The sequence below is a fragment of the Telluria antibiotica genome, from assembly GCF_011682055.1.
Classification (GTDB): Bacteria; Pseudomonadota; Gammaproteobacteria; order Burkholderiales; family Burkholderiaceae_D; genus Telluria; species Telluria antibiotica.
The window spans coordinates 61,201-79,287 of sequence record NZ_JAAQOM010000009.1; the positions used below are offsets into that span (position 1 = coordinate 61,201).

The following is an 18,087-nucleotide window of genomic DNA, read 5'->3' on the forward strand; positions in this document are numbered from 1 at the left end:
ATATCTATGGCGGCCCCGAAATTAGAGAATTTTGGTAATGCTGAGGCGCTTGTGGTCAGTTGTTTAGACGTCGACGACTTCGAAGAAGCATCCCGTTCACTCCTTGAATTAAAGAAAGTAGATAAGAAACTCGCCGGCAACGTTGCGTTAAGGATTCTCCGCGGGCGCATCGGAGATGTTTTCTACCATGCACTTGCGTTTGAAGTCCTGTATTCCCTAAGTATGCAGGATGCGGTAGCGTACATAGAATCGGACGGATGCACCGAAAGCGCTTATGTCCTGGGCGCTATGATGGACGTCGTTACGGAGGATGCCGGCGCGTTAACAGGTCGCGATGAAATCTTGAAAGCTGTTTCTGCGCTTAAAAGGGTTCTGGAAGTTCGAACGCGGGAAGATGATAGATCGCTCGCGATGAAAAAAGCTCGGTTCGAGGACGCGTACCGTTGACGGTAATGCACGCAAATTTTATGAACTCGACGAACAGTTGCCCTATTTGCAATCAGTCGATACAAGAAGAGCAGGCAAGGTTCTATTTTCCGAAACTGCCGGATTGGCATGCCTTAAGTAGATATCTTGGCACCGTGCATGTCGATTGTTTGCGAGCGTTACCAAATGGGGAAGAGGTGAGCAAGCCTCTTGCTGACATTTGCGAGAGCTTATACGGTAAAGAGTCTGAAACACCCGTTGTCGCACGCGAGAGAAATCTTGTTGTCAAGGACTGTCTGAAAAATTGTGGTTGTTTTGAGATATATGACTTTGACGACTTTGCGGAGTTTTTTATTCCTGTCCATGCAACAGAGGCGGTGCGACAACTGGAACCTAATCAGTTCTTGTCGTTGGGAGTTCAAGGACTTCAGGTACTACATCGTTCTGTGGATGGGAAACTGAGTCTTGAAAGAACTAAGCCGCATTTTGTTGTGGATTTGCCTGAGATGACGTATGAGGTACTTGTAAGCTGTTTGTCGAGGGCACAGAAAGCTGCGACATTCTCGTAGAAAAGAGGAGCGGTAGCTGCTCCGTTTTCGTGGGAGCGAGGCGCCGGTGAATAGTCACGATGCTTTACGTAGCGGGTTGAGTTCACGTTGTTAATCAGGTGGGGTATTGATGAAATTTAACGATGTAGTTGTGAACAAGGCGGAACGATTCTCGATCGGCATCGAAGAAGAGTCGGGACGGTACTACGTTTCGTTCCCGGTCCGTAACGATTACGCCGAATACGAAGAGTATTACGAGATCGACCGCGCCCAGTTCGACCGATTCCAGCAGGACGGCGCGGCCGCGCTGGCGTTCGTGGCGACATGCCGCAAGCGCGAAAAAGACGAGCTATTGATCGTCAAGCCGGGCCGTTTGCGCGGCGTCGCCTGCTAGGGAAGCGCTGAACAAATAGGTTTTCCGCCTGAGTCGAGAGGACAAACCAGCATCGGATGTCACGGTGGTCGAATTCGGGCATTTTTCGCGTCTGGTGCGGGGCCTTGAGACGCGGTTTGGCGCGCCACGGTGGGCGCTTCCAGGTTCAGGACGGAGTTCGGGCGTGGGCGCTTCCAAAAGTTCGGTCGGCCAGCACCAGATTGGCGAACGCGAACAAGGTATGCAACTGCGCGGTGTTCTTCGCCAGCCCACGGTAACGCGTCTTGCGATACTTGAATAGGTTCTTCAGCACGTGGAACGGATGCTCGACCTTCGCGCGCACGCTGGCCTTGGCCTTCTCCAGCTTTTCCTTGGCACGGCCCAGCGGATTCTTCTTCATGGCCTTGCGCACGCTGCGCTTCATCGCGATGTGCCAGATGACCGCCTTGTCCGCGTTCTCCGGGCGTTTGTCGGCCCCCTGATATCCAGAGTCGCCGAACACCATTTTTTCGTCGCCATGAAGAAGATTATGGGTTTGCGTGACGTCGGACACGTTGCCCGCCGTGGTCACGAGCGTATGCGTCAGGCCGGATTTGGCATCGACGCCGATATGGGCCTTCATGCCGAAGAACCAGTTCTTGCCCTTCTTCGACTGATGCATTTCCGGATCGAGTTTTTCGTCGCGGTTCTTGGTCGAGGGAGGCGCCGCGATCAGGGTCGCGTCGACGATGGTCCCTTCGCGCATCATCAGGCCCTTGCTGGCCAGATGCCCGTTGATTTCATCGAAGATCCTGCGCGTCAGGTTGTGCTTTTCGAGCAGACGGCGGAACTTGAGCAGTGCCGTGGCGTCCGGCGCCGACTCGTGCGTCAGGTCGATGCCGACAAAGCCGCGAATGGCTTGGCTGTCATAGATCGCATCTTCGATGCCCTCGTCCGACAAGCCGAAGCACTGCTGCGCGATATACATGCGCAGCATCCGCTCCAGACCGACAGGCGGACGACCGCGCCCTTCGCCCTTCGGGTAATACGGCAGCAACGCCGCGACCAGCGCCGGCCATGGCGTCACGGCCTCGATCTCGGCCAGAAAACGATCACGTCGCGTCGGTCTCTTCTTGCTTGCGAACTCGGCGTCGGAAAAACTCGTTTGCTTCATCGGAACGCTGGAAAGATGGGATGCATTATTGTGCCAGTTGTTCACGCCGCCGGGGGAGCTCAGCGATTAAATCAGCACTTCCCTAGGGACGGGAAGGAAACCCAACGCGAGGAATCGCGCTTGACGGAATCTGCGGCGCTGATATCTGGCAGCCGCAGATAGCAACTCCCTCCACATCGTCTGACAAGGCAGCGACAAAAGGAGCCGGGGCGAGAAGCAGCCGGCTCTTTCTTTGCCTGGAATCGGTCTTCACGAAGCCCGTGGCGGATATCTATACCGACGTGTACGCCGTGCTGAGCCTGCATGCTGATGAATTTACTTAGTTTAGATGAACTGCCTGGGTGGTTTGTTTACCCTGATGAATTCCTGAGGTTAGTTCAATCCGACGTGCTGGACATTGGGCCTTGGCGGTTCCTGGAAGGAGAGTGGCTGCGCGTCCGATTGGAGGGGCTTCGGAAGCGATATCCCGATCGCGATTTGATTCCGTTCGCCCGGCGATTGTATAACGATGACGTCGCTTGTTGGGATCATAAGAGACCGACGTCGGTTTATATCGTGCATGATTTTTCCGCTCCGGGCTGGGAAGATCGCGCGGAGTACACTTAGAACGCCTAACATAACCCGTTGGTTGCTCTGCAGGCAACAGCCGGGTACACTGAGTCTTGCCGACCAGCCGAGTTCGGCCAGGAGCGGACATAGCGGTCATCAATTAAACCAACTTCTGGTGAGTACATGGGCGGGACGATCTTAGTGTCGAAAGGGTATGGGTTCGCTACGAGCACGGTCGATTTCGACTACTTGGCCGAGCGGATACGTGCAGAACTTGCGTCGAAACACCCCTCGGTTGCTAAAGCAGCTTATGAGCCTCTCGACGACGGCGGCATGACGTTTTTATCTCTTGAAGCGCTGGACGGCGAGTCCTTCCGCGACTTTCTGGAAGCGACCAAGCAGGCCGAGGCCAAGGCATCGACCGATGCATCATATCCAGAGCGATCTGCTCTCTGGCGTCAGCTGTCCGACGTCCTATGTAAGGATACAAGACTGGTTGAGTCTCCCTGAATCGTCATATGTTTCACTATGTCCGGTATGGGTCGGAAGCGGAAGTACACGGCCGTAGTTCGGCAGCTAAGATGACGTCCGTGTTCCCAGACGGACTGATGCGATGGCCCAAGCACTTCTCCCCGAAGACCTTTGGTCGCTTATAGCAGCTCATCTCCCGGCCCATCACAGATCGCCGAAGGGTGGACGGCCACGTCTCAACGATCGCGCGACCCTAACCGGGATTCTGTTTGTACTGAAGACCGGGATACCGTGGGAATATTTGCCGCGCGAACTCGGCTGCGGCAGTGGCATGACTTGTTGGCGCCGGCTTCACGAATGGATGAAAGCTGGCGTTTGGCAGCGAGTCCACGAGGCAGTCCTTCGACGGTTGCGCGAGCACGACCAGATCATGTGGGATCGAGCTTGCATTGACGCTGCCAGCGTGCCGGCGCCTGCGGGTGGCGAGCATACGGGCCGGAATCCAACCGATCGTGGCAAGCTCGGCTGCAAACACCATCTGCTCGTAGATCAACGTGGGCTGCCGCTGGTAGCGAAGATCTCGGGCGCCCAGGTGCACGACTCGCGTTTTCTTATTCCACTGGTAGAAGCAATCCCGGCGGTTAAGGGACTTTGCGGCCGTACGCGTAAGCGTCCAGGTAAGCTGCACGCCGATCGAGCGTACGCTTCACGAGCGCATCGCGTTTGGCTGCGTCGACGAGGCATCGCAGCACGTATCGCGCGATACGGCGTGGAGTCGAGTGAAAGGCTCGGCCGATGGCGTTGGGTCGTTGAACGCACGCTAGGATGGCTACACCGCTTTCGCAGGTTGCGCATTCGGCACGAGCGGCGAGCTGACATACATTAGGCATTCCTTTCGCTCGCGTGCTCGCTCATCTGTTGGCGGTATGTCGAGAGGTTTTGTTAGGCATTCTTAAACGTGTTGCGAAGCATTCATCGTGCATCTATAATCGCGTTAGTACCTTATATATTAAAAACCATGGAGATCTCGATGACCCCCCGTGTGCTCACCGCCGCCCTGGCCCTGTGCGGCCTGCTTGCCACCCCATTCGTCCCCGCCGCCGAGAACGCCGGCGCGCCCGTCAAGCTGACCCACGTCGCCGGGCCTTTCACGGCCGATGCGGCATCGCTGGACAAGTACGAGACGCCGGACTGGTTCCGCGACGCCAAGTTCGGCATCTGGTCCCACTGGGGGCCGCAGGCCGTGCCGCGCGCCGGCGACTGGTATGCGCGCAATATGTACATCTACGGCACACCGCAGTACGAACACCACCTGAAGCACTACGGCCATCCGACCAAGTTCGGCTACAAGGACATCATCCCGTTGTGGAAGGCCGAGAAATTCGACCCCGACGCGTTGATGGCCCTGTATGCCAAGGCCGGTGCGAAGTACTTCGTCAGCATGGGCGTCCACCACGACAATTTCGACCTGTGGGATTCGAAATACCACCGCTGGAACGCCGTCAAGATGGGGCCGCACCGCGACATCGTCGGCGACTGGCAGAAAGCGGCCGTCAAGGCCGGCCTGCGCTTCGGCGTGTCCGAGCACCTGGGCGCCAGCTATGGCTGGTTCGGCACCAGCCATGGGCACGACGAGGTGTTCCCCCAGCTCGGCGTCCCGTACGACGGCGCCGATCCGCAGTACGCCGACCTGTACCACACCAAGCATGACGAATTGTTCAGCGGCGGCCCGCAGTGGTACACGAAGAACACCGCCTTTCACCAGGAATGGTTCAACCGTGTGACCGACCTCGTGACGCACTACAAGCCCGACCTGCTGTACTCCGACGGCGGCATCCCGTTCGGCACGACGGGCAGGACGATGCTCGCCAATTTCTACAACGAGAACATCAAGACGCACGGCAAGCTGGAGGCCGTGTACAACCACAAGGACCTCGGCTCCGGCGAATTCCTGCGCAAGGCGGGTGTGCAGGACGTCGAACGCGGCGTCATGAACGGCATCCAGCCGCTGCCGTGGCAGACCGACACCTCGATGGGCGACTGGTTCTACAGCGAGGGCTATAAGTACAAGACCACGCGCGACGTCGTGACCATGTTGGCGGACATCGTCAGCAAGAACGGCAACCTGCTGTTGAACGTCGTGCAGTACCCGGACGGCAGCCTGCCGCCCGAGTCGCGCACGTTCCTCGACGAGATGGCCGCCTGGATCAAGGTGAATGGCGACGCGATCTACGGCACGCGGCCGTGGAAGACGTTCGGCGAAGGCCCAACGAAGACGGAAGGCGGCGCGTTCAATGAAAGCGCCGGCTACACGCCGAACGATATCCGCTTCACGACGAAGAACGGTGCGCTGTACGCCATCACCCTGGGCGAGCCGAAGGGACAGGTGCGCATCGCTTCGCTCGGCGCGAAGGCAGGCCTGGAAACGCGGCCCGTCAAGTCGGTGTCGCTGCTGGGCGCGACCGCGCCGCTGCACTGGAAGCAGGACGACGACGCGCTCGTGATCGACGTGCCGGCCACCATGCCGACGGCGATCGCTTCCAGCTTCAAGATCGGCTTCTGACTGGTCAAATTCATTAACGGGATTCGCGAAAATCGTGAATTTTCGCGGCCCGTCGTATCCAATACATGAAATACAATCGTCGGTTGCACCCGGCAACACGGGACGATCAGGAGACGGCAGTATGAACACACGAATGATGACGTTGGCGGCGGCAGTGCTCGCGGCCTTGAGCGGGGCTGTGTGCGCAGCGCCCGCGGGCCCGGTCACGGTGACCTCGCCGAACGGCCAGGCCGCAATCCGCATCGCACGGGACGGCGCCAGCTATGTCGTGACGCGCGGCGCCGAGACGGTGATCGCGGCGTCGCCGCTGGGCCTCGAATTCGACGGCCAGCCGGACCTCGGTCCGCTGGAACTGGAAAAAGTCACGACGTCGCAGGAAGACCGCAAGATTCCCCTCGTCGCGACCAAGGCCGCCGTGGCGCGCGACCACTACCGCGCCGCCACGCTGACGTTCCGCGAACACGGCGACGGGGCGCGGCGCCTGCTCGTCGACGTGCGCGCCTACGATGACGGCGTCGCCTTCCGCTACCGCATCGACGGCAGCGCGCCCGTCCGCCTGCGCGGCGAAAAGACGGCGTTCGTGCCGGCCGGTGATCCCGAGTGCCTGATCTCGGAGGCGCAAGGCGCGCACGAGGTGCCGTTCGCGCGCCAGAAGGTATCGCAACTGCGCGACAACCTGGGCTACGACGTCCCCGTCGTGTGCACGAGCCCATCGGGCCGCACGGCCTACGCGATCACGCAGTCGCAGCTGGAAGGCTATACGGGCGCGTCGCTGTGGCGCGAAGGCGCCGGGCTGCGCGTGCATCTGTCGGGTGTGCCGCAGCGCGCCACGCCCGTGTACGAATCGCACGGCGGGTTGCGGACGTCGTGGCGCGTCGTCATGCTGGGCAACCGGGCCGGTGACCTGATCGCATCGAACCTCGTCGGCAACCTGAACCTGCCGGCGCAGGGCGATTTCAGCTGGGTCAAGCCCGGCAAGACCGCGTGGGACTGGTGGTCGGGGCCCCTCGTCGGCATGAAGCCGGACATGGCCGCGTACCGCCGCTTCATCGATTTCGCCGCGGCCTCCGGCTTCCCGTACTACCTGATCGACGCCGGCTGGGCGCAGGGCAGCGGCGGTTGCTGCGACGCGCTGCCGACGACGGACATCACCCGCGCCGCCGACGGCATCGACATGCCCGCGCTCGTGCGCTACGCGGCGGACAAGGGCGTCGGGCTGATCCTGTGGGCGCACTGGGAACACGTGCGCTTGCGCATGGACGAGGTGCTCGACACCTATGCGCGCTGGGGCATCAAGGGCGTCAAGATCGACTTCATGAACCGCGACGACCAGGACGTCGTCGATTTCTACCACCGCGTGGCGGCCGCCACCGCGCAGCGCCACCTGCTGCTGGACCTGCACGGCGCCTACGTGCCGGCGGGCCTGCAGCGTACCTATCCGAACTTCATCACCCAGGAAGGCGTGATGGGCGCGGAATGGGACAAGATGAAGACGATCATCACGCCCGAGCACAACCTGATGCTGCCGTACACGCGCATGCTGACGGGCCCGATGGATTACACGCCGGGCGGCTTCCGCAACGGCACGCCGGCCACGTTCGCCGTGCACGACGTGGGGCCGCTCGTCCAGAACACGCGCGGGCAGGAACTGGCGAAATACGTCGTGTACGAGAGCCCGTTGCAGATGGTGTCGGATGATCCGGACGCCTATCGCGACGCCGAAGGCTTCGACTTCATCCGCCGCGTGCCGACGGCCTGGGACGAGACGCGCTTCGTGTCCGGTGAACCGGGGCGCGACATCGTGCTCGCGCGCCGTCTCGGCAAGACGTGGTACGTCGGTGCGATGTCGGCCGAAGCCGGTGCGACGACGAAGCGCGTGCCGCTCGACTTCCTGCCGGCCGGGCGTTACCGCGCCACGATCTGGGAGGACGGGGCCACGCCGAACAACGTCAAGCGCCGCGAGGTGGACGTCACGGCGCATGACGGCCTGACCCTGCAACTGGCGGGCGTGGGCGGCGCGGCGGTCGTCCTGGAGCGCAAATGAGAGCGCTGCATCGGATGATTGCCGGGGTGGCCGCCGTGGCTGCCCTGGCCGGGTGCAGTACGCTTCCCGCGGCCAGCGGCGGCGCGGCACCCGCGACCACGTTTCACTGGACGACGAGCGCGCCGCTGATCCTGCCCCAGGCTGATGCGAGCCAGACGATCTACGGCGTCAAGGATCCGTCGATCATCCACGTGGACGGCAAGTACCACGTGTTCATGACGACGGCCGGATCCGCCGGCTGGGGCCTCGCCTATACGACTTTTACCGACTGGTCCGACGCGGCGTCCGCGAAAATCGTCCCGCTGGCGAAGTCGCCGATGGGGCCGGGCTATCGCGCCGCGCCGCAGGTCTTCTATTTCGCGCCGCAGAAGACGTGGTATCTCGTGTACCAGGGCGGCGATCCGATGTATTCGACGACGCAGGACATCAACGACCCGATGTCGTGGAGCGCGCCGAAGCCGTTCTTCCCCGTCGTTCCCGACGTCGTCAAGCCGCCGCACGGTACCGGGTGGCTGGATTTCTGGGTGATCTGCGATGACGCCAAGTGCTATCTGTTCAACACGGACGACCACGGCCGCCTGCTGCGCTCCGAAACGGACATCCACCAGTTCCCGAACGGTTTCCATGACACCGTCGCCGTGATGACGGCAAAGACGGAGGACGTGTTCGAGGCGAGCAATACCTACCGGATCGCGAACACGAACACGTACATCACGCTCGTGGAAGCCATCTCGCCGCAAGGGCGCTACTTCCGCATCTGGAAGAGCGATGGCCTGGGCGGGACATGGGAGCCGTTTTCTTCCGCGCCGATGAACACGTTCGCGAGCCGCGACAACGTCGACGGGCTGTGGGCGACGGGTATTTCGCACGGCGAGATGATCCGCACGAACGTCGACCAGACGATGACGATCGACCCGTGCAAGCCGCTCGAATACCTGTTCCAGGGCGACGACCCGGCGGTGAAGGTCGACGACTACATCAAGATCCCGTACCGCCTGGGCGTCATCACGGCGCAGGGCGACAATCCCGTGCGGGCGCTCTGCCGCTGACGTCAGGCGCCGTGCGGCAAACCGAGGTTCTGGTTTGCCGGCACGGCGACGTCGATCAGCTTCGGTTTCGGCAGGTTCAATTCGCCCATCAGCTTGACGAAGTCGTCGCGCGAGCGGTTCGCGAGGCGGCTGTTGTGGCGCTTTTCCCAGCCGATCGTCGACACCGACTGGCCCTTGTAGTCGTGGCCCGGCCACACGCGCGTGGCATCGGGCAGCGCGAACAGCTTGCCCGTCACGCTGTCGTACAAAGCGTCGGCGCTGCCGCTCTGGAAGTCGGTGCGGCCGCAGCCGTCGATCAGCAGCGTATCGCCGGTGAACACGTTGCCGCGCCAGACATAGCACATGCTGCCCGCCGTGTGGCCCGGCGTGTGCAGCACGGCGATCGTTTCGCCGGCGCCGAATTCGAGGACGTCGCCGTCGTCGAGCTGGCGTTCCGCCGGCGCGATGCCGCAGCCGCGCGGCGCCGCGGCCCGCGCGCCCGTGCGCTCGCGCAGCATGCCCGCCGACGTCACGTGGTCGGCGTGCGCATGCGTTTCGAGCACGTAGGCGAGGCGCAGCCCGAGCCGCTCGAGGTGGCGCAGGTCGCGCTCGACGTTGTGGTCGACGGGGTCGATGATGACGGCGTCCTGGCCGCCCGGCGCGACAAGGATGTACGTGAACGTGGACGATTCGACGTCGAACAGCTGGATGGGATTCGGGTTCATGTCTGCTCCTGGAATGGGGACGATTTTACTGCAAGGCCTTGACGATCATGCCGGCCGCCACCAGCGCAGACACTCCAGCGAACGCCATCTGCAGGTGCGGGCCGGACAGGCGAGCGGACAGCGAGCGGCCGCCGAGCATGCCGGCCAGTGCGCCGGCCGCGAAGGGCAGGGCGATGCCCCACGCGAGGCCGCCACTGGCCGCACTGGTGACGACACCCGCGGCCGAGATCAGCGCGATGACGGCCAGCGACGTCGCCACGGCCGACTGCATCGCCAGGTCGGTGTAGCGCTGCAGCGCGGGCACCATCACGAAGCCGCCGCCGACGCCCAGCAGGCCCGATAGCAAGCCCGCGACGGAGCCGGACAGCACGAGCGCGCGGGCGCAGGGCCGCGTCCACACGAAGCGGCCCGTGGCGGCATCGCGTACGCACACGGGCACCGGCCGGGGGGCTGGGCTCGCTGGGCCTTTGCGCCGCGCGTTGCCGAACGTGTTGAAGGCGACGTACAGCAAGGTGAATGCGAACAGCACGCTGAGCCAGCGGTTGTCGACACGGCGCGCGAGCCACAGCCCGGCCGGCGAACATACCATGCCCGTGACGGCGACGAGCATGGCGGCGCGGTAGCGCACGACGCCGGCGCGCAAGCCGAGGATCGCCCCGAGGCAGGCCGCCATGCCGACCGCCAGCAACCCGATGGGGCCGGCCTGCGCCATGCCGATGTGGGTGCCGAAGACGAGCAGGGGCACGGCGAGGATGCCGCCGCCGGCGCCGGTCAGCGCGAGGATCAGGCCGACGGCCAGGCCGAGTGCGAGCGGGATCATCATGGGCGTGCCCCGGTCAGGCCCTGCGCTGGCGGAGCGCGGCGCGGCCGCGTTCGAGGAATTCGAAGACGACCATCCCGGCCACCATCGCGCCCGTGAAGATCATCACCTTGGCGTCGCCGGTCGCCAGCGACGCGAGGGCGGGTCCGGGACAGAAGCCCGCGAGGCCCCAGCCGGCGCCGAATGCGAGCCCGCCCAGCACGAGGCGGCGGTCGATCCGGGTTGCGGTCGGCAGGCGCATGGCATCACCCAGCAGCGCGCGCTCGCGCCGGCCGGCGAGGCGGAAGGCGACGAGGCCGACGAGGATGGCGCCGCCCATGACGAGGGCCAGCGACGGGTCCCAGTCGCCCGCGAGGTCGAGGAAGCCCTGGACCTTGGCGGGATCCGTCATCCCCGCGAGGATGAGGCCGATCCCGAACACGAGGCCCACGATGAAGGCGGTGACGATGTGCATGGTATCTCCTCAGGCGACTACGTGGCGCAGTACGAAGACGGTCGCGAAGCCGGCCGCCATGAACGATACGGTGGCGACCAGCGACCGTGGCGACAGGCGCGCCAGGCCGCACACGCCATGCCCGCTCGTGCATCCGGAGCCGTAGCGGGTGCCGAGTCCGACGAGCAGGCCGGCCGCAGCCAGGGTGCCGGCGCCGGCGTCGATGCGGACGGCGGGCAGCGGCGCGAACAGCGCCCAGGCGAGCGGCGCGGCCACGAGGCCGGCCAGGAAGGCGGTGCGCCAGGCGACGTCGCCGGGCACCGGCCGGAGCAGGCCGCCGAGGATGCCGCTGATGCCCGCGATGCGCCCGTTGACCAGCACGAAGGCCGCGGCCGCGAGGCCGATCAGCAGGCCGCCGGCCAGCGCCGGCCAGGGCGTGAAATGAGTCCAGTCAATCGTCATGGCGTTCTCCCTGCGGTGTGGGGCAGTACAACTCGTACAAGACCTGCAGCACGGCCACGGCCTCCTTGCTGGCGAGGGTGTAGTAGATCTGCTTGCCTTCGCGGCGCGTCGCGACGAGCTTTTCCTCGCGCAGCACGCCGAGCTGCTGCGATAGCGTCGGTTGCTGGATGCCCAGCCTCGTCTCCAGGTCGCTCACGCAGAACTCGCCCTGCGTCAATTGGCACAGCAGCAGCAGGCGGTCGGCATTGCCGAGTGTCTTCAGTAGCGCGCATGCCTGTGCCGCGGCGGCCTGCATGTCCGTTACGTCGAATTTGTCTTGATGGTATGCCAACTTCGGCCTCTTTGGGTACAATCTGTTCGGACACATTATATGTCCCAACAATCTATTCGTCAATAGATTGTTCAGCCGGACTCCGCCCGCTCCGGTCTTCTCGTATTGACACAATTTTGCGGATATACTCCACTCGCCTGCGAAGGCCCGCGACACTTTTACGAACCGCGCCTGGAATCCGCCTTTGAGCCCGTTGAATACCCCATTCCGCATCGACCGTATCTGCATCGCGCTTCTGTGTTGCTTCCTGTTCGTCGCGGAGGCGGGCATTGCGCGGGCGGCGCTGCCGGCGCTGGTGCGCGTCGGCGTCTACGACAATTCGCCCAAGCTGTTCGTCGACGGTAACGGCCATGCCGCCGGCATCCTCATCGACCTGCTGGACAAGACGGCCGCGGCCGAGGGTTGGACGGTGCAGTACGTGCCATGCACCTGGGCGGCATGCGTGGCGCAGCTCGCGCGCGGCGAGATCGACCTGCTGCCCGACGTCGCCTATACGGAGGAGCGCGCCCGCATGTTCGCGTTCCACGACGTGCCCGCGCTGCTCAGCTGGTCGCAGTTGTACCGCGGTGGCCGGGTGAAGGTGGCGTCGATCGTCGACCTGCGCGACAAGCGGATCGCCGTCCTGGACGGCTCCGTGCAGGCGGCTTACCTGACGTCACTGCTGGGCGCCTATGGATTGACGCCCCGTTTCGTCGTCGCGCCGTCGTTCGACGAGGCATTCCGGCTCGTGCGCGACGGCAAGGCAGACCTCGCGGCGGCGAATAATTTTTACGGCGATGTCCACGCGCAGCAGTACGGCTTGAGCGCCACGCCCATCGTGTTCATGCCGACGCGGCTGTTCTATGCGGCGCGTCCCGGCCTGCCGCCGGCATTTCATGCAGCCCTCGACCGCCACCTGCGCGCGTGGCAGGCCGATTCCGATTCCGTCTATTTCGCGGTGCTGAAGCGCTGGCAGCTCGAGGGCCCGGCGCAACGCATCAACGAGCGCACGGCCTGGTTGCTCCTGTTGTCCGCCACGCTGCTCGTCGTCGCCGTGGCCGCGGCGCTGCGGTTCCGGGGCCAGGCCGCCCACCGTGCGCGTGCGCTGCGCGACACCGAGAACAACCTGTCGCTCATCCTGAACAGCGTCGATTCGCTCGTGTACATCAAGGATGCGGATTTCCGCTACCGCTACGTCAACGACGCGCTGTGCCGGATGCTGGGCCTGTCCGCCGCCGAGATCCTCGGCAAGGACGACTTCGCGCTGTTCGAACCGGGCCTTGCCGCCGAACTGCGCGCGCACGACCTGCAAGCCATGACGGCCGCCGAGCCGCTGCTGTTCGAGGAGTCCGTCGTTCTGGACGGCGCACGGCGGGCGTATCTGTCGACGAAGATGGCGCTGGCGCTGGGCGACGGCGGCGCGCGCTCGCTGTGCGGCGTGTCCAGCGACGTCACGTCGAGGAAGCGCATGGAGGAATCGGTGCGCATCGCCGCCACCGTGTTCGAGTCGCACGAGGGCATGCTCGTGCTGGACCGTACGCGCGCGGTGATCGATGCGAACGCCGGGTTCTGCGCGATGAGCGGTTACGGCCGCGACGAATTATTGGGCGAGCGCGAATTGCCGTTCCGGCTCGAACAGGGTGGCTGCGATCTGGACGCATCGTTCTGGGAAGCGGTCGACAGCGAGCACAAATGGCACGGCAGCGCGTACAGCCGGCGCAAGGACGCGACGCCGTACCCGGTGCTGCTGACGATCAGCGCCGTGCCGGACGACGATGGGCACATCGCCAATTACGTGTGCACGGTATCGGACATCACGGAACTCAAGCAGGTCCAGGAACGCAACCAGCGCCTGGCCTACTACGACGACTTGACGGGCCTGCCCAATCGCCGCCTGCTGTTCGAACGCATCCACGCCTGCGTCGCCGCGTCGCGCGACGAACCGCAGGTGGGCGCCTTGCTGTTCCTCGACCTGGACAACTTCAAGGACTTGAACGACACGCGCGGCCACAGCGCCGGCGACCAGCTGCTGCTGCAGGTGGCGCAGCGCGTCGGCGCCTGCGTGCGCGCCGGCGACACCGTGGCGCGCGTGGGCGGCGACGAATTCGTCGTCATGCTGGACGCCGTCGGCACCAACGATGAGGAAGCGCGGCTGCACGCCGAGGTGTTGGCGGAAAAGGTGCTGGCGGTCGTGGCCGCGCCGTACGTGATCGACGGCTTGCCGCATCATGCCAGCTGCAGCATCGGCGTCACCCTGTGCGCGCACAGCCACGAGGCGCTCGACACGTTGATGAAACGGGGCGACCTGGCGATGTACCAGGCCAAGGCGGACGGGCGCAACGTGGTGCGCTTCTTCGAGACGTGGATGGAGGACGCGGTGGCGCGGCGCACCCGGCTCGAAGGGGAGCTGCGCGAGGCCCTCGCGACCGGGCAGTTCGAGCTGTATTACCAGCCGCAGGTCGAGGGCGATCGCGTCGTCGGCGCCGAGGCCCTGCTGCGCTGGCACCATCCGCGGCGCGGCCTGATCGGCCCCGTCGAGTTCATCCCCGTCGCGGAAAGCACCGACCTGATCCTGCCGATGGGCGCCTGGGTGCTGCGCGCGGCCTGCGAACAGCTGGCGCGCTGGAAGGCGGCACCGCACAGCGCCCACCTGACGGTCGCGGTGAACATCAGCATCCGCCAGCTCATGGAAGACAACTTCGTGCGCGACACGCTGGCCATCATCGCCGCCACGGGCGCGGACGCCGGCTGCCTCAAGCTCGAGCTCACGGAATCGATGGTCATCGAAGGCGTCGAAGAGACCATCGCGAAGATGGAAGCGTTGCGGCGCCACGGCGTCCGCTTCCTCCTGGACGATTTCGGCACAGGGTATTCGTCGCTGGCTTACCTGAAGCGGCTGCCGCTCGAACAGCTCAAGATCGACCGGTCGTTCGTGCGCGACATCCTCGTCGATCCGAACGACGCGTCGATCGCCCGCAGTATCGTCGCGCTGGCCCAGGCGCTCGGCCTGTCGATCATCGCCGAGGGCGTCGAGACGGCCGCCCAGCGCGACAAGCTGCTGGAACTGGGCTGCCCCCGTTTCCAGGGCTACCTGTACGGACGGCCGATGCCCGTGGCCGACTTCGACGACCTGGTCGTCGCCCCCGTGACGCAATGAGCGGCGCCACGCGTGCGGGCGCGGCGCCGCGTCCCGCTTAGCGGGCCTGCGCGGACGACAGCAGCGCGGCGCCGCCCCAGGTCACAGGCAGCTGCTCGTTGACGCCGCCCGTGCTCTTCGCCACCAGTTCGACGACCTTGGCGCCGCCGACGTCGGCGGACAGCGCCTGCGCCGGCTGGCCCCAGCGCAGCGGCTTGCTCTTCGCGAGCAGCTTGCCGTCGCCGTAGATCATGAACGTGACGGCATGCGTGCGGTCGCGCGCGGAATCGTCGACGCCGACGTGCGCCTCGATGCGGCGGTAGTCGCCGTTGCGCACTTCGAGGCGCGAATTGGCCAGGATGCCGATGCCGGCGGCGTAGGGCGTACCGGCGATCTGCAGCAGCTGGCCGTAGGGCGTGCTGTCGGCGCGCGCGCCGCCCCAGCCGGCATACATCGGGCGCTCGCCGCCGCCCTTGGTGCCGGTCCAGCCGAACGACGAGCGGAATACGGTCGGGTCGACTTGCGGCGTCGTCACGCCGTCGACGGCCGGGTTCACGCTGCCCGGCACTTCCGACAGGTACACGCCTTGCGCCAGCGCGCGCGTGCCCTGGACGCGGAAGATGCGCGTCTCGCGCGGTGCCACGTGGACCTTGGTCTCGTTCGTGAACGTCGTGTCGGCCTTGGACCAGAGGTCGGTCAGCTTGATCGGGGCGTCCTTGCGGAGCTTCAGGTGGTCGGCCGTCAGGTCGGCATCGACCGCAGCGAAGCCGCGGTTGAAGACGGCGACGGCCTTGTCGCCCGACGCCAGCGTCTTGACGAGGATTTCCAGGTCGTCCGCGTCGTACGCGAGCACGGCCTGGTTGCCGGCCGGGTCCTGGTTGAGGGCGATGATGTCGGCGTTGCCGAAGATGTCGATCAGCGCCTGCGGCGTCGTGCGCAGGTCGGCGCCCGTCATCAGCGGCGAGTTCAGCATGGCCCACAGGGTGAAATGCGACTTCGCTTCGACGAGGTGGTTCGCATCGAAGTCGCCGGCGCCGATGAACAGCATGTCGGGGTCGTTCCAGCTGCCCGGATGGCCGTACAGCTCGCGGCGCACGGCGCTGTCCAGGTTACTCAGCAGGCGGCTCCATTGCGGGCGGATGTCGTCGCTCGTGCGCGAGATATTGCCGAAGTTCTTGCCCCATGCGCGCACGTCGCCGGCACCCCACACGCACAGCGACAGCAGGAAGTCGCCATCGGGATTGCTGCGCTTCAGCGCGTCGTTGATCTGCGTGAATTCCGCCTGCACGGCGGGGATGTCGGAGCGGGCGACGGATTCCAGGTCCAGGATGGGCTTGAGCGCGCGGTAGTCACCCGACTTGACTTTCGGGCTGTCCGCGCCGTACGCACGCACGCCGCAGCCGTCGACCTTGATGAAGTCGAAGCCCCAGTCGCGGAAGAACAGGGCGATGTCCTGGTCGATGTGGCCGTACAGGCCCACTTCGCGTTCCAGTATGCTGCCCTTCGGCAGGTTCGGGTCGTCGCCGCCATACGCCTGCGAACACGTGTTGCGGCCCAGGTCGGAGTAGATGCCGGCCTTCAGGCCCATCGCGTGCAGCTTGTCGGTGAACGGACGGAAGCCGCCGTTGACGGTGGAGGGGAAGCGGTCCGGGCGGGCCTCCAGGCGGCCGTCCGGCTCGTGACGGCGCAGCGCCCAGCCGTCGTCGATGTTGATGTAGCGGTAGCCCTTGGCGGCAAGGCCGCTGTCGACGATGCGCTGTGCGGCGCCCATGATTTTTTCTTCGTCGATGTTGGTGCCGAATGCATTCCAGCTGCTCCAGCCCATGGGCGGCGTGGTGGCGCGGCCGGCCGTGTAGGCGCTCCAGTGCGCCGTCGGCGCCAGCGGATCGGTGGCGGCGTGCGCCGCGACCGTGGCGAACAACAGGGGTATCAGGGCCAGGCGGGGCAGCCGGCGTAAGGTCCTTTGCGCTTGCATCAGGGTCTCCATGCGATGTTTGAACGTTAACGACTGATTATCTGGACAGCGGGACCGCGCGACAAGTATTAAAACTGCCAGCAGCTATATGAATTTGTGCTGGCGCGGCTGGGTTCGCGGGATCGCGGCTCCATTCGCACCAGCCCCCGTCGTAGACGGCGATCCGGTCCCAGCCCATCAGCCACGCGTAGAAGAACGCGAGCGATGCGCGCCAGCCGGTGCCGCAATAGAACACGGTGAGGCGGCCGGCGTCGATGCCGGCATCGCGCCACATCGCGCGGATGGCCGCCGCGGGCAGCATGCGCCCGTCCCCGTGCTGGTAGGCGGCCATGCTGTTCACGTCGCCGTCGGCGCCCGCGCGGCCCCACAGCGCGCCGGGGATCTCGCCGCGGGCGGCGATGTAGTCGTAGCCGGACGTCGCGCCGGTGAACTCCGCCCACGTGCGGATGCTGGCCAGCGTGCCGTGTCCGCGCGCAAGCAGTGAGCGCACCTGGCCGGTGTCGAACAGGCAGTCGGGACGCGCGGGAAACGGCATGCCGAAATCGTCTGCGGCTGCCGCCCGGCGCGGCGGTCCCGCTTCGAGCGGCAAGCCGGCCCGGCACCATGCCGCGAAGCCGCCGTCGAGCAGGCGCACGTCGGCCACGCCCGCATACAGCAGCAGGTGCGCGATGCGCGCGGCCGCGAGCACGTTGCGTCCATACAGGATCACGGTGACGTCGTGGCGGATGCCGTGTGCAAGCAGCACCCGTTCCAGTTCCGTGTCGGGCACCTTGTTCCACAGCGGCCCGTGTTCGAACCATGCCGTGTCGAGGTAGCCTGCGCCAGGGGGATGGCCCGCTGAGAAGGCATCGGCCCCGCCATACCCCGCTTCAAACAGGCGCCATTCCCCGGCCGGTGCGGCGGCGATGGCGGCGCCGGCGACGAGGCCCGCCACCCACGCGGGCGTGACGAGGTGCTGCCAGCGGGGCAGGTCGCGGCGGAAGCCGAACGGAGGAATGCTGTTCAAGAGACGACGAAAAGAAAAGGGCCGGGCCCCGTATGTTACAGGACCCGGCCCTCGAGGGACTGACG

The 18,087-nt window shown here is 64.9% G+C and carries 17 protein-coding genes; 9 read left to right on the forward strand and 8 right to left on the reverse strand.

The features are described from left to right. Positions 1–6: 6 nt before the first annotated feature. The 3 genes from HAV22_RS15585 (at position 7) to HAV22_RS15595 (ending at position 1,368) form a co-directional block, all read left to right on the forward strand. Positions 7–447 carry a hypothetical protein gene (locus HAV22_RS15585; protein WP_166860096.1) on the forward strand — a complete coding sequence of 147 codons (441 nt, stop codon included), beginning with the start codon at positions 7–9 and terminating at the stop codon, positions 445–447. 20 nt (positions 448–467) lie between these two features. Further along, positions 468–995: a hypothetical protein gene (locus tag HAV22_RS15590; protein WP_166860097.1), complete on the forward strand. Its 528-nt coding sequence runs from the start codon at positions 468–470 to the stop codon at positions 993–995. Positions 996–1,104: 109 nt separating this feature from the next. Next, entirely contained in the window at positions 1,105–1,368 is a 264-nt protein-coding gene (locus HAV22_RS15595; RefSeq protein ID WP_166860098.1) for a hypothetical protein, read from the forward strand. A 145-nt stretch (positions 1,369–1,513) separates the two neighbouring features. Here the strand turns inward: HAV22_RS15595 and HAV22_RS15600 are convergent, their stop codons facing one another. Beyond that, positions 1,514–2,500, reverse strand: coding sequence for an IS5 family transposase (locus tag HAV22_RS15600; RefSeq protein ID WP_166860442.1), 987 nt, complete (start codon positions 2,498–2,500; stop codon positions 1,514–1,516). Between the two features lie 732 nt (positions 2,501–3,232). On the opposite strand from HAV22_RS15600, the gene HAV22_RS15605 reads away from it, so the two are divergent. From HAV22_RS15605 to HAV22_RS15625, 5 genes are all read left to right on the forward strand, one after another. After that, a complete protein-coding gene (locus HAV22_RS15605; RefSeq protein WP_166860100.1) occupies positions 3,233–3,559 on the forward strand; it encodes a hypothetical protein in 327 nt (108 codons plus the stop codon). 103 nt (positions 3,560–3,662) lie between these two features. Next, positions 3,663–4,406: an IS5 family transposase gene (locus HAV22_RS15610; RefSeq protein WP_166860101.1), complete on the forward strand. Its 744-nt coding sequence runs from the start codon at positions 3,663–3,665 to the stop codon at positions 4,404–4,406. A 144-nt stretch (positions 4,407–4,550) separates the two neighbouring features. Next, the gene (locus tag HAV22_RS15615) at positions 4,551–6,083 is read left to right on the forward strand and encodes an alpha-L-fucosidase (RefSeq protein ID WP_166860103.1); all 1,533 of its coding nucleotides are present in this window, start codon (positions 4,551–4,553) and stop codon (positions 6,081–6,083) included. Positions 6,084–6,204: 121 nt separating this feature from the next. Continuing rightward, complete coding sequence (locus tag HAV22_RS15620) at positions 6,205–8,127, forward strand: glycoside hydrolase family 97 protein (protein ID WP_208296218.1); 1,923 nt, start codon at positions 6,205–6,207, stop codon at positions 8,125–8,127. Then, positions 8,124–9,176, forward strand: a complete 1,053-nt coding sequence (locus tag HAV22_RS15625) for a glycoside hydrolase family 62 protein (protein ID WP_166860105.1) — start codon at positions 8,124–8,126, stop codon at positions 9,174–9,176. Before HAV22_RS15620 ends, HAV22_RS15625 begins: the two co-directional genes overlap by 4 nt. A gap of 2 nt (positions 9,177–9,178) precedes the next feature. On the opposite strand, the gene HAV22_RS15630 is transcribed toward HAV22_RS15625, so the two are convergent. The 5 genes from HAV22_RS15630 to HAV22_RS15650 are packed head-to-tail and all read right to left on the reverse strand — an operon-like array spanning position 9,179 to position 11,890. Further along, positions 9,179–9,880, reverse strand: a complete 702-nt coding sequence (locus HAV22_RS15630; RefSeq protein WP_166860107.1) for an MBL fold metallo-hydrolase — start codon at positions 9,878–9,880, stop codon at positions 9,179–9,181. Between the two features lie 25 nt (positions 9,881–9,905). Continuing rightward, positions 9,906–10,703: a sulfite exporter TauE/SafE family protein gene (locus HAV22_RS15635; RefSeq protein ID WP_166860109.1), complete on the reverse strand. Its 798-nt coding sequence runs from the start codon at positions 10,701–10,703 to the stop codon at positions 9,906–9,908. Between the two features lie 13 nt (positions 10,704–10,716). Then, complete coding sequence (locus HAV22_RS15640; RefSeq protein WP_166860111.1) at positions 10,717–11,154, reverse strand: YeeE/YedE family protein; 438 nt, start codon at positions 11,152–11,154, stop codon at positions 10,717–10,719. A 9-nt stretch (positions 11,155–11,163) separates the two neighbouring features. Next, positions 11,164–11,595 (reverse strand): YeeE/YedE family protein, encoded by a 432-nt coding sequence (locus HAV22_RS15645; protein ID WP_166860113.1) that lies wholly within the window; start codon positions 11,593–11,595, stop codon positions 11,164–11,166. Further along, positions 11,585–11,890, reverse strand: coding sequence for an ArsR/SmtB family transcription factor (locus HAV22_RS15650; protein ID WP_166860445.1), 306 nt, complete (start codon positions 11,888–11,890; stop codon positions 11,585–11,587). The genes HAV22_RS15645 and HAV22_RS15650 overlap by 11 nt, the downstream gene beginning before the upstream one ends. Positions 11,891–12,119: 229 nt before the next feature. Between HAV22_RS15650 and HAV22_RS15655 the strand changes: the two genes are divergently transcribed. After that, a complete protein-coding gene (locus HAV22_RS15655; protein ID WP_166860115.1) occupies positions 12,120–15,062 on the forward strand; it encodes an EAL domain-containing protein in 2,943 nt (980 codons plus the stop codon). A 37-nt stretch (positions 15,063–15,099) separates the two neighbouring features. Here the strand turns inward: HAV22_RS15655 and HAV22_RS15660 are convergent, their stop codons facing one another. Both HAV22_RS15660 and HAV22_RS15665 read right to left on the reverse strand, forming a co-directional pair. Continuing rightward, positions 15,100–17,016 (reverse strand): NPCBM/NEW2 domain-containing protein, encoded by a 1,917-nt coding sequence (locus HAV22_RS15660; protein WP_166860117.1) that lies wholly within the window; start codon positions 17,014–17,016, stop codon positions 15,100–15,102. 37 nt (positions 17,017–17,053) lie between these two features. Beyond that, the gene (locus HAV22_RS15665) at positions 17,054–18,022 is read right to left on the reverse strand and encodes a sulfurtransferase (RefSeq protein ID WP_166860119.1); all 969 of its coding nucleotides are present in this window, start codon (positions 18,020–18,022) and stop codon (positions 17,054–17,056) included. Between the last annotated feature and the right edge of the window lie 65 nt (positions 18,023–18,087).

Bases quoted from the DNA above. Each gene is read 5' to 3' on its own strand.
- HAV22_RS15585 (WP_166860096.1), top strand. From the start codon at position 7: ATGGCGGCCCCGAAATTAGAGAATTTTGGTAATGCTGAGGCGCTTGTG.
- HAV22_RS15590 (WP_166860097.1), top strand. From the start codon at position 468: ATGAACTCGACGAACAGTTGCCCTATTTGCAATCAGTCGATACAAGAA.
- HAV22_RS15595 (WP_166860098.1), top strand. From the start codon at position 1,105: ATGAAATTTAACGATGTAGTTGTGAACAAGGCGGAACGATTCTCGATC.
- HAV22_RS15600 (WP_166860442.1), bottom strand. From the start codon at position 2,500: ATGAAGCAAACGAGTTTTTCCGACGCCGAGTTCGCAAGCAAGAAGAGA.
- HAV22_RS15605 (WP_166860100.1), top strand. From the start codon at position 3,233: ATGGGCGGGACGATCTTAGTGTCGAAAGGGTATGGGTTCGCTACGAGC.
- HAV22_RS15610 (WP_166860101.1), top strand. From the start codon at position 3,663: ATGGCCCAAGCACTTCTCCCCGAAGACCTTTGGTCGCTTATAGCAGCT.
- HAV22_RS15615 (WP_166860103.1), top strand. From the start codon at position 4,551: ATGACCCCCCGTGTGCTCACCGCCGCCCTGGCCCTGTGCGGCCTGCTT.
- HAV22_RS15620 (WP_208296218.1), top strand. From the start codon at position 6,205: ATGAACACACGAATGATGACGTTGGCGGCGGCAGTGCTCGCGGCCTTG.
- HAV22_RS15625 (WP_166860105.1), top strand. From the start codon at position 8,124: ATGAGAGCGCTGCATCGGATGATTGCCGGGGTGGCCGCCGTGGCTGCC.
- HAV22_RS15630 (WP_166860107.1), bottom strand. From the start codon at position 9,880: ATGAACCCGAATCCCATCCAGCTGTTCGACGTCGAATCGTCCACGTTC.
- HAV22_RS15635 (WP_166860109.1), bottom strand. From the start codon at position 10,703: ATGATGATCCCGCTCGCACTCGGCCTGGCCGTCGGCCTGATCCTCGCG.
- HAV22_RS15640 (WP_166860111.1), bottom strand. From the start codon at position 11,154: ATGCACATCGTCACCGCCTTCATCGTGGGCCTCGTGTTCGGGATCGGC.
- HAV22_RS15645 (WP_166860113.1), bottom strand. From the start codon at position 11,595: ATGACGATTGACTGGACTCATTTCACGCCCTGGCCGGCGCTGGCCGGC.
- HAV22_RS15650 (WP_166860445.1), bottom strand. From the start codon at position 11,890: ATGCAGGCCGCCGCGGCACAGGCATGCGCGCTACTGAAGACACTCGGC.
- HAV22_RS15660 (WP_166860117.1), bottom strand. From the start codon at position 17,016: ATGCAAGCGCAAAGGACCTTACGCCGGCTGCCCCGCCTGGCCCTGATA.